General features: G+C 41.6%; 4 protein-coding genes. 1 reads left to right on the top strand and 3 read right to left on the bottom strand.

Annotation, left to right across the window (positions count from 1 at the left end):
• Positions 1 to 6: 6 nt before the first annotated feature.
• Both IPL24_05185 and IPL24_05180 read right to left on the bottom strand, forming a co-directional pair.
• Complete coding sequence (locus IPL24_05185) at positions 7 to 765, bottom strand: polysaccharide biosynthesis/export family protein (protein MBK8363082.1); 759 nt, start codon at positions 763 to 765, stop codon at positions 7 to 9.
• 256 nt (positions 766 to 1021) lie between these two features.
• Positions 1022 to 6775 carry an HYR domain-containing protein gene (locus IPL24_05180; GenBank protein MBK8363081.1) on the bottom strand — a complete coding sequence of 1918 codons (5754 nt, stop codon included), beginning with the start codon at positions 6773 to 6775 and terminating at the stop codon, positions 1022 to 1024.
• Between IPL24_05180 and IPL24_05175 the strand changes: the two genes are divergently transcribed.
• Entirely contained in the window at positions 6750 to 7034 is a 285-nt protein-coding gene (locus IPL24_05175; GenBank protein ID MBK8363080.1) for a hypothetical protein, read from the top strand. The two genes, IPL24_05180 and IPL24_05175, sit on opposite strands and share 26 nt — an antisense overlap.
• On the opposite strand, the gene IPL24_05170 is transcribed toward IPL24_05175, so the two are convergent.
• Positions 7024 to 13962, bottom strand: a complete 6939-nt coding sequence (locus tag IPL24_05170) for an HYR domain-containing protein (protein MBK8363079.1) — start codon at positions 13960 to 13962, stop codon at positions 7024 to 7026. The genes IPL24_05175 and IPL24_05170 overlap by 11 nt on opposite strands.
• Positions 13963 to 14429 lie beyond the last annotated feature (467 nt).

Here is a 14429-nt window from a genome sequence, read left to right as displayed (position 1 = left end):
TGTGTACTAATTTTTATTACTAAATGATAAGATTGACAGGATGAATGTCAGTGTACTCAAGACAATAGGAAAGACTCTGTAATAATTTTCACCCTGGAATCTTTTCTTTTTATATGGTTCTACATAAACAATATCATTTGAATGAAGCGTATAGAAAGGAGAAGAGAATACATCACGTGAATTCAGATCAACATAATTATACGTTTTGTAACCGGCACTGTCACGAATGATGGTTACCTTATCGCGCTTACTGTAAATGGTAAAATCACCTGATAAAGCAAGAGCTTCAGGCAATGTTAATTTCTCATTTTGTACTGTAAAAATTCCGGGCATGACTTCTCCGAGAATTGTTACTTTAAAATTCCGGATACTTAGTTTAACGGATGGACTGACCAAGTATTTTGCCAATTTACCGGCAACTGTATCGCGGGCATTTGCAGTGCTTAATCCTGAAACTTTGACAGATCCAATAAATGGGATCTGAATTTCCCCTCTTTCGTCTACCAGGTAACCATTCATAAGTCCGGAAGTGTTTTCAGGGCTTTCTGAATAATTAAAGTACTTACTTGCTTCAGGACTTGTGCTTGTTACGTATATATCCAGGATATCATTAGGACTGATAATAGGACGATACGCATCATTACTGACCCTGGCGGTAGTATCTGCTTCAGATGGCTGAAATATTACAATCTTCTTATACGGTGTACAAGAAGACATTGCTACAGCAAAGGCAAGCATCAAAAAGGGGATTCGTGCGAATTTCATCATTTTTAAGGCATTGTGAAGACATAGCTTCACATGAATATCTACTAGGTTAGGGCGAAAAGGTTTCGGGGAAAAAATGAAATATGGCAAAGAATGTCCCTAAATTCAGTTTTGAGTTTGTAGTGTGATGTTCACACAACACACTACAAACTCAAACTTATTTCGTTTTGGGCACAAAAAAAGGGAGTCCAAACCTGGACTCCTTTAATATCTATCGGAATATAGTTCCGGTAGTTATACCCCGTAAGTATATTTTTTACTGAACAATGATCGATCTGTTGATCACTTCTCTGCTTTCAGTTTCTAATCTGAGGATATAAATACCTGCTGCAATTCCATCCAGATCAAATTCCTGGATATTCATGCCTTCTGTTGCATTCATCACTGAAGATTTCAGAATTCTTCCTGTCTGATCAAGAATACGAAGTGTATAAGTCGCATCAATTTTGCTATCCACGCTTACTGAGAACTTACCATGATTTGGATTCGGATAAGCTTCTACAACAAGTTTGTCAGTCAGAACTTCTTCTGCAGCAGTACGACAAGCAATTGAAGCATTCAAAGTTCTTGTTCCTGAAACACCACAACCATTGATCGCTTTCACTCCAATGTTTCCACCGGTTGTTCCCCATTGAATCAATACGAATGTGTTAGTTGTAATATTTCCACTTAAGATCGTTGAACCAACCGGAGCCTGAATCTGATAGTATGATGTACCCGGAACCGGAGCCCATGAATACATTTCTACGCTACCTGAACATACACTTGTTGCTCCTGTAATTGCACCCGGAGTTGCAGGGTTACCATATACATTGATCGAACGCATATAACCTAATCCACAACTGTTATTACCTGCTACACTCAATACTCCTGAAACGAAGTTTGAAGGGAACTGAAGAGTGATACTATTGCTTGTTGCCGGTCCGATCACTGTAACACCTGCAGGAATTGTCCATACATAACCTGCTGTCGCATTTGCAAGTGAAGAGATCGAATACTGGTAGGTCTGACCACAAACTCCATTTGTCGGATCACCTACAATGTTACCCGGTGTCGGAAGTTTTCCTGTTGATACAGATTTAGCACGAACACCACTTTGTGCACCGCATGAATTAACCGATTTAACTGTTACCTGACCTGAAACAAATCCAGCCGTATAATCTATCGTTATGCTTAATCCATTTGAAGGACCATTGATCGATGCGCCAACAGGTGCAGTCCAGATATAAGATGTTGCTCCATTCACGGCTGCAATGCTATATACTTCTGATGATCCTGGACAAACTTTCACAGAACCTGTAATTACTCCCGGAAGCCCTGGGCTTGAAGAAACACTTACACAACGTTGTGCACTTGTTAATCCGCATGGCGACTGACCCGCAACACAAACTGTACCTGTAGTATAGTTAGCAGGGAAGGTTACCTGAACACTTGTTCCTGTTCCTGATATCGTTGCTCCGCCTGTTGCTGTCCAGATATAATTAGATGCACCTGCAAGTGGACTTACTTCATAAGTTACCGTTGTTCCTGCACAAACTACTGTTGGTGCGATGAAATAATTTGGCGTACTTAAATCTCCACGGATCCATGCACATTTCGCTGCTGTAGAACCACAATCATTGCTTGCAAACACGCAGATATTGTAACCTGATTGTCCAATTGGTAATGTACCAAATGTTAGCGTTGCAGAATTTGTTGTCGTACTAACCGGGCTAGGTAATCCATTGATCAATGTACCAGCCGGTGCAGACCAAACATATGAACCTGTATTTGGAACTGCGTTTACAGTATATACTCCTGAAGAACCCGGACATACTGAAATCGCACCGTTGATCGTATTAACAACTCCTGCCGGAGCTCCTGTATAAACTGTGATCGTTTGTGATGCACAAGCTGTGTTTGCACATCCACCTTCTGCACGAACGAAGTAATCCGTTGTTGCTCCCGGAGTCACAGTGATCGACGCACCTGTACCTTCAGGTGTTCCGCCACAACTTCCGCTATACCATACCCATTGCGCTCCTGTTCCTAATGAACCACCCACTACACTTAGTGTTGTTGTTCCACTGTTACACATTGAAATACCATTTGAACTTGAAATGGATGTCGGATCTGTAGATGGAAGGTTAACGGTTACATTGAATGAACATGTAGTTGTATTTCCTGATGCATCAACAGCTGAATAGGTCACTAAAGTTGTACCTGCCGGGAATGTAGATCCCGGATTAATGTCAGGAGATACTGTTACTGAACAATTATCTGTTGCAGTTGGTGCTGTCCATGTTACAACCGGTGAACATGTAATGATATCTGCAGGACATGCTGTAAGTACCGGATATTCAGAATCTGTAACCACAACATTGAATGAGCAGCTGGAAGAATTTCCAAAAGCATCAGTTCCTGTTACAGTTACAACTGTTGTTCCGATAGCGAATGTTGAACCGGAAGCATGAGAATACGAAAGTGTTGCTGAACAATTATCTGCTACAGTTGCTGAATAAGTTACAACTGCACCACAATCACCTGCATCATTGTTCACTGCAATATCAGCAGGACAAGTTACAACAGGATTTTCGTGATCTTCAACTGTAACGTCGAATGAACATGTAGCTGAATTTCCATTTGGATCAACAGCAGTATACGTTATTGTAGTAGTTCCGATTAAGAATACATCGCCAGAGTTATGAGTCGAGGTCAATGTTGCAGAACAATTATCTGTTACAGTTGGCGTGATCCAGTTCACTACCTGAGTACATGCGCCTGAAGTGTTGATCGTAATATTATTTGGACAACCAACGATGATTGGATCCTGATTATCGACTTGAGTCAATGTGATCGTTGTCGTAGCTGTACAACCATTCGCATCAGTTACAGTGTACGTATAAGTACCTACAGCTTCGTTGAACAATCCTGTTCCTGAATATGGAGCTGTTCCGCCTGTTGCTGATACAGTCACATCAGTTGTTCCACCGATACAATCGATCGTAGAAGCTGACGAAGATGCAACCAAAACACTTGGTTCTGATACTGTGATCGATGTGCTAGAAGAGCAACCGTTCGCATCTGTTACTGTGTAGTTATAAGTTCCGGCAGTTACTGTGAATGTTCCATCACCTGAATAAGGTGCTGTTCCACCAACTGCAGATACTGTTACTGTTGCTGAACCACCGTTACAAAGAATATCAGTTGCAGAAGAAGATGCAACAAGTGCAGCAGGTTCTGATACTGTGATCGATGTTGATGAAGTACAACCGTTAGCATCTGTTACTGTGTAGTTATAAGTTCCGGCAGTTACTGTGAATGTTCCATCACCAGAATATGGTGTTGTTCCACCCACTGCAGATACTGTTACTGTTGATGATCCACCATTACAAAGGATATCAGTTGCAGAAGACGAAGCTACAAGTGCAGCCGGTTCTGATACTGTGATCGATGTAGAAGAAGAGCAACCGTTAGCGTCTGTTACTGTGTAGTTGTATGTTCCTGCAGATACTGTGAATGTTCCATCACCTGAATATGGTGTTGTTCCACCAACTGCTGAAACCGTTACTGTAGCTGTTCCACCATTACAAAGGATATCAGTTGCAGAAGAAGATGCAACAAGTGCAGCAGGTTCTGATACTGTGATCGATGTAGAAGATGTACAACCGTTCGCATCTGTTACTGTGTAGTTATAAGTTCCTGCAGTTACTGTGAATGTTCCATCACCAGAATATGGTGTTGTTCCACCCACTGCAGAAACTGTTACTGTTGCTGAACCACCGTTACAAAGGATATCAGTTGCAGAAGAAGATGCAACCAGTGCAGCCGGTTCTGATACTGTAATCGATGTTGATGAAGTACAACCGTTAGCATCTGTTACTGTGTAGTTATAAGTTCCTGCAGATACTGTGAATGTTCCATCACCAGAATATGGTGTTGTTCCACCCACTGCAGATACTGTTACTGTTGATGATCCACCATTACAAAGGATATCAGTTGCAGAAGACGAAGCTACAAGTGCAGCAGGTTCTGATACTGTGATCGATGTTGAAGATGTACAACCGTTAGCGTCTGTTACTGTGTAGTTGTATGTTCCTGCAGATACTGTGAATGTTCCATCACCTGAATATGGTGTTGTTCCACCAACTGCTGAAACCGTTACTGTAGCTGTTCCACCATTACAAAGGATATCAGTTGCAGAAGAAGATGCAACAAGTGCAGCAGGTTCTGATACTGTGATCGATGTTGAAGATGTACAACCGTTAGCGTCTGTTACTGTATAGTTATAAGTTCCTGCAGATACTGTGAATGTTCCATCACCTGAATATGGCGTTGTTCCACCCAATGCAGAAACCGTTACCGTAGCTGTTCCACCATTACAAAGGATATCATTTGCAGAAGAAGATGCAACCAGTGCAGCAGGTTCTGATACTGTGATCGATGTAGAAGATGTACAACCATTAGCGTCTGTTACTGTGTAGTTATAAGTTCCGGCAGTTACTGTGAATGTTCCATCACCTGAATAAGGTGCTGTTCCACCAACTGCAGATACTGTTACTGTTGATGATCCACCGTTACAAAGGATATCAGTTGCAGAAGAAGATGCAACAAGTGCAGCAGGTTCTGTTACTGTGATCGATGTAGATGAAGTACAACCGTTAGCGTCTGTTACTGTATAGTTATAAGTTCCTGCAGTTACTGTGAATGTACCATCACCTGAATATGCTGCTGTTCCACCTACCGCAGAAACTGTTACTGTAGCTGTTCCACCATTACAAAGGATATCAGTTGCAGAAGAAGATGCAACAAGTGCAGCAGGTTCTGATACTGTGATCGATGTAGAAGATGTACAACCGTTAGCATCTGTTACTGTGTAGTTATAAGTTCCGGCAGTTACTGTGAATGTTCCATCACCTGAATAAGGTGCTGTTCCACCAACTGCAGATACTGTTACTGTAGCTGTTCCACCGTTACAAAGGATATCAGTTGCAGAAGATGATGCAACCAGTGCAGCAGGTTCTGATACTGTGATCGATGTAGAAGATGTACAACCGTTCGCATCTGTTACTGTGTAGTTATAAGTTCCGGCAGTTACTGTGAATGTTCCATCACCTGAATAAGGTGTTGTTCCACCAACTGCAGATACTGTTACTGTTGATGATCCACCGTTACAAAGGATATCAGTTGCAGAAGACGAAGCTACAAGTGCAGCCGGTTCTGATACTGTGATCGATGTTGAAGATGTACAACCGTTTGCATCTGTTACTGTATAGTTATAAGTTCCGGCAGTTACTGTGAATGTTCCATCACCTGAATAAGGTGTTGTTCCACCCACTGCTGAAACTGTTACCGTAGCTGTTCCACCATTACAAAGAATATCAGTTGCAGAAGAATATGCAACAAGTGCAGCCGGTTCTGAAACTGTGATCGATGTGGATGAAGTACAACCGTTAGCGTCTGTTACTGTGTAGCTATGTGTTCCTGCAGATACTGTGAATGTTCCATCACCTGAATAAGGTGTTGTTCCACCAACCGCTGAAACTGTTACTGTTGATGTACCACCGTTACAAAGGATATCAGTTGCAGAAGACGATGCAACTAGTGCAGCCGGTTCTGATACTGTGATCGATGTAGAAGATGTACAACCATTATTATCTGTTACTGTGTAGTTATGAGTTCCTGCAGATACTGTGAATGTTCCATCACCTGAATAAGGTGCTGTTCCACCAACTGCTGAAACCGTTACTGTCGTTGATCCGCCATTACAAAGAATACTTGCTCCCTGTGTAGATGAAGCGATCAAAGCAGCCGGTTCGCTGATTGTAATTGAAGTTGTTGCCGGACAACCATTAGCATCTGTTATTGTGTAAGTATGTGTTCCTGCAAGTACACTGAATGTACCTTCACCTGTGATAGGCGCAGTTCCACCGACTGCAGACACAACAACTGTTGCTGTTCCACCATTACATAGTATCGGAGCTGTTTCAATTACACTTGCAGTAATGTTACAAGCAATATATCCAACCATTGTACATGCAGTAGTTGAGCAACCATTAGCATCTGTAATTGTGAAGCAGAAATTTCCTGTTAACAATCCTGTTGCAGGAGATGTTGGAGTGACCGTATACGGCGCAGTTCCTCCTGTTATTGAGGATACCGTTGCTGTACCATCAGCACATGTTAAACAAGACGCATCAGTGCTTGTTGCAGATGCAGCAAGTACAGCCGGTTCTGATACTGTGATCGATGTTGAAGACGAGCAACCGTTAGCGTCTGTTACTGTGTAGTTGTAGTTCCTGCAGATACTGTGAATGTTCCATCACCAGAATAAGGCGTTGTTCCACCCACTGCAGAAACTGTTACCGTAGCTGAACCACCGTTACAAAGAATATCAGTTGCAGAAGATGATGCAACAAGTGCAGCTGGTTCTGATATTGAAATCGATGTTGAAGATGTACAACCGTTTGCATCTGTTACTGTGTAGTTATGTGTACCTGCAGATAATGTGAATGTTCCATCACCTGAATAAGGTGTTGTTCCACCTACTGCAGAAACTGTTACTGTCGCTATTCCACCGTTACAAAGGATATCTGTTGCAGAAGATGAAGCCACAAGTGCAGCAGGTTCTGTTACTGTGATCGATGTTGAAGATGTACAACCGTTAGCGTCTGTTACTGTATAGCTATAAGTTCCTGCAGTTACTGTGAATGTTCCATCACCTGAATAAGGTGTTGTTCCACCAACTGCAGAAACTGTTACTGTTGCTGTTCCACCATTACAAAGGATATCAGTTGCAGAAGATGATGCAACAAGTGCTGCAGGTTCTGATACTGTGATCGATGTTGAAGATGTACAACCGTTTGCGTCTGTTACTGTGTAGCTATAAGTTCCTGCAGATACTGTAAATGTTCCATCACCTGAATAAGGTGCTGTTCCACCAACTGCCGAAACTGTTACTGTAGCTGTTCCACCATTACACAGGACATCAGTTGCAGAAGAAGAAGCAACAAGTGCAGCAGGTTCTGATACTGTGATCGATGTAGAAGATGTACAACCGTTCGCATCTGTTACTGTGTAGTTATAAGTTCCTGCAGATACTGTAAATGTTCCATCACCTGAATAAGCTGTTGTTCCACCTACGGCTGAAACCGTTACTGTAGTTGTTCCTCCGTTACAAAGAATTGCTGCTCCTTGTGTAGAAGATGCTACCAATGCTGCCGGTTCTGTTACTGTGATCGATGTAGATGAAGTACAACCGTTTGCATCTGTTACTGTATAGTTATAAGTTCCGGCAGATACTGTGAATGTTCCATCACCTGAATAAGGTGTTGTTCCACCAACTGCAGATACTGTTACTGTTGATGAACCACCGTTACAAAGGATATCAGTTGCAGAAGATGAAGCTACAAGCGCAGCCGGTTCTGAAACTGTGATCGATGTAGAAGATGTACAACCGTTTGCGTCTGTTACTGTGTAGTTATAAGTTCCTGCAGTTACTGTGAATGTTCCATCACCTGAATATGGTGCTGTTCCACCTACAGCAGAAACTGTTACTGTTGATGACCCACCGTTACAAAGAATTGCAGTTGCTGAAGAAGATGCAACAAGTGCTGCAGGTTCAGAAACTGTGATCGATGTGCTTCCGGTACAACCGTTAGCATCTGTTACTGTATAGTTATGTGTTCCTGCTGTTACTGTGAATGTACCTTCGCCAGTATAAGGTGAAGTTCCTCCTGTTGCAGAAACTGTTACTGTCGTTGATCCGCCATTACAAAGAATATCTGCTCCTTGTGTTGCTGTTACCACAACTGCACTTGGCTCAGATACTGTAATGCTTGTTGAAGATGAACAACCGTTTGCGTCTGTTACTGTGTAGTTATGAGTTCCAGCTCCAACTGTGAATGTACCATCACCTGAATAAGGTATTGTTCCACCAACCGCAGAAACTGTTACTGTAGCTGAACCACCGTTACAAAGAACATCAGTTGTAGAAGATGAAGCAACAAGTGCAGCCGGTTCTGATACTGTGATCGATGTAGAAGAAGTACAACCGTTTGCGTCTGTTACTGTATAGTTATAAGTTCCTGCAGTTACTGTGAAAGTACCGTCACCTGAATAAGGTGCTGTTCCACCAACTGCTGATACCGTTACTGTAGCTGAACCACCGTTACAAAGAATTGCAGTTGCAGAAGATGATGATCCGCCGTTACAAAGAATATCTGCTCCTTGTGTTGCTGTTACTACAACAGCACTTGGTTCAGTTATCGTAATGCTTGTTAGTGATGGACAACCGTTCGCATCTGTTACTGTGTAGTTATGTGTTCCTGCTCCAACTGTAAATGAACCGTCTCCTGTATATGGTGTTGTTCCACCTGTTGCAGAAACAGTTACTGTTGTCGTTCCTCCGTTACAAAGAATTGCTGCTCCTTGTGTAGAAGATGCTACCAATGCTGCCGGCTCTGTTACCGTGATCGATGTTGAAGATGAGCAACCGTTACCGTCTGTTACTGTATAGTTATATGTTCCTGCAGTTACTGTGAATGTTCCATCACCTGAATAAGGTGTTGTTCCACCAACTGCAGATACTGTTACTGTTGCTGAACCACCGTTACAAAGGATATCAGTTGCAGAAGATGAAGCTACAAGTGCAGCCGGTTCTGAAACTGTGATCGATGTAGAAGATGTACAACCATTAGCGTCTGTTACTGTGTAGTTATAAGTTCCTGCAGTTACTGTGAATGTTCCGTCACCTGAATATGGTGCTGTTCCACCTATAGCAGAAACTGTTACTGTTGCCGAACCACCGTTACAAAGAATTGCAGTTGCTGAAGATGATGCAACAAGTGCTGCAGGTTCTGAAACTGTGATCGATGTGCTTCCGGTACAACCGTTAGCATCTGTTACTGTATAGTTATGTGTTCCTGCTGTTACAGTGAATGTACCTTCGCCTGTATAAGGTGATGTTCCTCCTGTTGCAGAAACTGTTACCGTCGTTGATCCGCCGTTACAAAGAATATCTGCGCCTTGTGTTGCTGTTACCACAACTGCACTTGGCTCTGATAAAGAAATGCTTGTTGATGATGTACAACCATTCGCATCTGTTACTGTGTAATTATATGTACCTGCTCCAACTGTGAATGTACCGTCACCTGAATAAGGTATCGTTCCACCTACCGCTGAAACTGTTACTGTCGCTGTTCCACCATTACAAAGAATATCAGTTGCAGAAGAAGATGCAACAAGTGCAGCCGGTTCTGATACTGTGATCGATGTAGAAGAAGTACAACCGTTTGCGTCTGTTACTGTATAGTTATAAGTTCCTGCAGTTACTGTGAAAGTTCCATCACCTGAATAAGGTGCCGTTCCACCAGTTGCAGAAACTGTTACTGTAGCTGAGCCACCGTTACAAAGAATTGCAGTTGCAGAAGATGATGCTACTAATGCAGCAGGTTCTGAAACTGTGATCGATGTAGAAGATGTACAACCGTTAGCATCTGTTACTGTGTAGTTATAAGTTCCTGCAGTTACTGTGAATGTTCCATCACCTGAATAAGGTGCCGTTCCTCCTGTTGTTGAAACTGTAACTGTTGCTGTTCCACCGTTACAAAGAATTGAAGTTGCTGAAGAAGATGCAACTAAGTCGTTTACAACAATTACGTTGAATGTACATGTTGAAGTGTTTCCAGCCGGATCGGTTGCTGTAACTGTCACCGGAGTTGTTCCTGAGAAAGTTGAACCTGAAGCAGGTGAATAAGATAATGTAGCTGAACAATTATCTGTCACTGATGCACTGAAAGTCACAATTGCTGAACACCCTGCTGAATTTGCCGTTACTGTGGTATCTGCCGGACAAGTTACAACCGGATCTTCTGTGTCTTCAACAAGAACGTTGAATGTGCAGATCGTCGTATTTCCAACAGCATCAATTGCTGTGTATGTTACTATTGTTGTTCCTAATTGGAAAACATCGCCCGGATTATGACTTGAACTTAAAGTCACTCCTGAACAATTGTCGGCCGCTGTTGGCGGTGTCCAAGTTACGATACGGTCGCAAGAACCGTTTGTACCAATTGTTATGTCTGACGGACAACCTGCAAAAGATGGGAATTCTGTATCGGTAACTATAACATTGAATGTACATACGTCTGTATTTCCATCCTGATCTGTTGCTGTTGCAGTAACAGATGTTGTTCCGATAGGGAATGTTGAGCCTGATGCCGGAACATAAGAAAGTGTTGCAGAACAATTATCGGTAGCGCTTGCAGTAAATGATACAATAGCTCCGCATAATCCCGGTGTACTTCCCACTGTAATGTCTGCAGGACAAGTTATGATCGGATCTTCAACATCAAGAACCGTTACGTCAAAGAAACATAACGATTGATTTCCTGAAGGATCCTGTGCAATGTATGTTACGCTATTTAAACCAATAGAGAAAAGATCTCCATTATAATAATTCGATGTAAAGAAATCAACTGAACAATTATCTGTAACAGTTGGTTCGATCCAGGTTACAATTGCACCACATTGACCCGGATCTGAGTTGACAGTAAAGTTTGCCGGACAACCGGAAATAACCGGTGGTGTTGCATCTGCAACAGTTATAGTAGATGAACAAGTTGAAGTACATCCTAATGCATCTGTTACGGTGAATGTATGTAAACCGGCACCTAATCCTGCGATAGTTCCTGTTCCTGTATATGGAGCAGTACCACCGGAAACGGTAACATTAATTGATCCATCGTTAGCGCCAACGCAAGTTGCATTATTAACTATGCTGCATGATGCTGTCATGGCAGGAGAAACATTTACAACCCCTGTCGATGCAGATGCTGTACAACCATTTCCATTTCCTGTAACAGTTACAATATAATCTCTCGAAATTGTTGGCGAGATTATTCCTGGATTTTGAACGGAACTAGAGAATCCGGATGGAGAAGAAGTCCAAGTATATGTAACACCAGAAATTGTATTCATTGTTATTGTCCAATTCAACAATGTTCCGTTATCTTGGGCTGCATCATCAGCAACTTTTAATGTCCAAACACCATTTGGATCTCCTGTTAGAGTTGAGAATGCGTTCTCCGGAAGAAAAGTTCCTGTAAAAGGAGGGTTTCCATTTGCAACACAGGTTTGCGTTCCTAAACTGGAGAAAACTGTAGAAGTAAAATTGTTTCCAGTTCCACCGGCATCAGCAGCTAAACAAACTGAACCACCGGCAGATATTGTATGAGTATAAGTACCATTAGCAGCTACGGTTAGTGTTCCTCCCGGTCTGACAAGATAAATCTCAACATCTGAGTCGTAACTATGAGTAATGTTAACTGTAACCGAAAAACTTGTGACAGCAGCCATTGAGGTAGGTGCATCGTAAACTGTAATGGTATCTGAAACGAAACTAGTATTTGTAAATCCCATATTTAGTGTTCCGCTTGCAAAATTTTTAAGCGCTGTTGTATTCGAAGCTCCTGTTGAAGTTAAAGTTGTAGTCCCTGTTCCACAGATAAGATGATTACTGGCAGTAGCAGTAGCAGTCGGTACTGGCAATGAAACAAGATTTGCACTGCCGGTCATTGTGCGTTCACATAAATAAGCGTTATGAATAGCGATAACAGTGTATGTACCTGTTGCAGCTTGTAACCCAAATGAAATTGCATTACCGGTACCTGGAATTGGAGAACCAACCGGGGTAACACCATTCATCAATTGATAATCGACTCCTGTTTCAGAATCACTCAGTCCAACGTTCGCTCCACTTCCTGCACAAAAATTTCCTCCACCTGTTACGGAGAAGAGAGCAGGTTGAACTACAGTTATTGTAGCCGGAACAGAATTTGAGCTTGCACAACCACCATTGGTTACAACAGCTCTATACATAGTGGTTTGTGTTATGTTTGAATAAGGATGGGATGTCGTTGTATTAGAAATATTACTCCAAGAAGTACCACCATTTGTTGATAATTCCCAACGAGTCACAGAACCTGTATGTCCACTTAAATTTAATGTAGAATTATTTTGTCCGGTACATACTGTCATTGAAAAGTCCACTGTTCCACCAACAGAAGGTGTTCCAACTGCTAAAGTTGAAACCGAAGAAGTAGCAGTGCCGATTGCGTTTGTATATACAACGCGATAATCTCCGGCGTCAGCTGGAGATGCAGGGTTGATGGTATAAGTATCATTTGTCGCACCGCCAATAGCAGTCCACACACCTGAAATAAATTTCTGCCACTGTCTGCCGGTATCAAAATTTGCATTTGCAGTAAATGTAACACTGGACCCATTACAACCATTTACAGTTGCTGCAGGTTGCGTAATAATAACCGGCGCACTTGTTGGCACCCAAACGTTATCAAAATAAGCTAAGTCGCCATTATTACCATGCTTATAAAAACAACCTGTATAATCTAAATTTTGTGATGTATAAGTAGTATTATTTGCCTGACCAATTAAAGTATATGGTGCAGTATTAGGATCATTAAAGCTACTTGCATTTACATTTAAATATAATGACCACTGAGTTGTTGCGGGATTATATGTTACTCTAACGGCAAAATATTGCGTACCATAACCGGTTGTTCCTGCAACGATGCTTGTGAAGTTGGCCTCTGCATCAACACCACCGGAAAAACGAACTAAACGTACAACATCCGTGCTGCTAGATGACCCAAATATGACCGCATACCCTTCGCCAGAATTAGTAGTAAAGGAGGATTCAGAACAACCTAGAACATAAGCCATACCACCTGCACTATTCCCATCAAATCCATTAGGAGTAGCATCATTCTGCCTCATATTGAACTGCCACGTCATGAGTGCAGTATTAGTAGAATAAGTGGTATTGAAAAGAGAAGATGCATCTCTATAAATGAAATCTGCATCATCATTATTCCCTCCTATCTGCAATCTATTAGTATTAACTGAACAATAGGAAGAACTGTTTTCATCTTCACTCCATCCACCACCAACAGTATTACTATTGCCTCTGGTAAATTCATCTACTAATTGCTGTGCAGAAGATTGTTGGATAGATAAAATCCCGACTAAAAACAGTCCGGCGATTTTAGGAAATGCATAACCTGTGCTTTTTCCGAATAATGCTTGCCAGATTGATAAAAGCAAATTGCCTTTCGCTGATTGCTTTACTGACAATGTGTTTGCACGGCTCGTAAATTGTTTTGCCGCAACACTTTTTGCGTGGGTAATTGTGTTCATGTGGTGGAATAAATTATATATCCACAAAACTATATCTTCACACTCTCCCCAAAAAGTTTTTTATACAAAACTTAAGTAAGTATTTGGCGAATGACTTGCTACGCTTGGCAAATGGAGGGTCATATGCGCTGAAAGCCTTATTTGATGCGGTTTACAGGTTTTTTTAATTAATTCCCGTTTTTTATATTGCCCGAAACCCGCCACTGTGGCTTATTTCAGCAATTTCGAAGATTTATTAAATTAATTACTTCATAAATTTTAATAATTATAAAATTTTTAATAATTCCCGGATCATTAAAATTCCAGTACTAAAAAATTGAAATTCTTTCTTCAAAATAAACGCAATCCATCTGAACCAAAAATAAACTATTTAAGTCAAGGTATTTGTAAATTAAATGTGAAATCTTACAGTAAAAAGTGAAGTGAAGTGAAGTGAAGTGAAGTGAAGTGAAGTGAAGTGAAGTGAA

It is taken from the genome of Bacteroidota bacterium (assembly GCA_016711505.1).
Taxonomy (GTDB): Bacteria; Bacteroidota; Bacteroidia; order AKYH767-A; family 2013-40CM-41-45; genus JADKIH01.
Note: the sequence above shows the minus strand (reverse complement) of the source record. Positions and strands in the feature narration are given on the sequence as shown.

Coding starts and splice junctions, on each gene's coding strand:
- IPL24_05185 (MBK8363082.1), bottom strand. CDS start 765: ATGAAATTCGCACGAATCCCCTTTTTGATGCTTGCCTTTGCTGTAGCA.
- IPL24_05175 (MBK8363080.1), top strand. CDS start 6,750: ATGTTACAAGCAATATATCCAACCATTGTACATGCAGTAGTTGAGCAA.
- IPL24_05180 (MBK8363081.1), bottom strand. CDS start 6,775: ATGGTTGGATATATTGCTTGTAACATTACTGCAAGTGTAATTGAAACA.
- IPL24_05170 (MBK8363079.1), bottom strand. CDS start 13,962: ATGAACACAATTACCCACGCAAAAAGTGTTGCGGCAAAACAATTTACG.